This is a genomic window from Mesorhizobium sp. M7A.F.Ca.US.008.03.1.1 (assembly GCF_003997495.1).
In the GTDB taxonomy this organism is placed as follows: domain Bacteria; phylum Pseudomonadota; class Alphaproteobacteria; order Rhizobiales; family Rhizobiaceae; genus Mesorhizobium.
The window spans coordinates 1-251 of the sequence record NZ_RZRU01000073.1 but is presented as its reverse complement, the minus strand read 5'-3'; the positions used below and the strand labels follow the sequence as shown (position 1 = coordinate 251).

Below are 251 nucleotides of genomic sequence, written 5' to 3'. Positions count from 1 at the left end.
GAGGCGCAGGCGCAAGCGATCTGCATGCAGACGCGGGATTTTGAGCGTGCCTACAAGGCGTTCGTGGCCAAGGAGAAGCCGGTGTTCGAGGGGGACTGATGATGAGCGGTTCAATCGAGACGTTGGCAGGACAGAGGGGGGCGCCGTAGAGCGCAACGCTCCAAGCACTGCGGAGGCAAACATGCCTGACCGCTCCTTCCTCAACTGGCCGTTCTTCGAAGACCGTCATCGCGAGCTGGCCGAGCAGCTGG

At 62.5% G+C, this 251-nt stretch carries 1 pseudogene; it reads left to right on the top strand.

What is annotated here, in order from left to right:
* A pseudogene (locus tag EOA16_RS33450) lies at nt 1-99 on the top strand (enoyl-CoA hydratase); the annotation flags it as partial.
* Nucleotides 100-251: the final 152 nt, after the last annotated feature.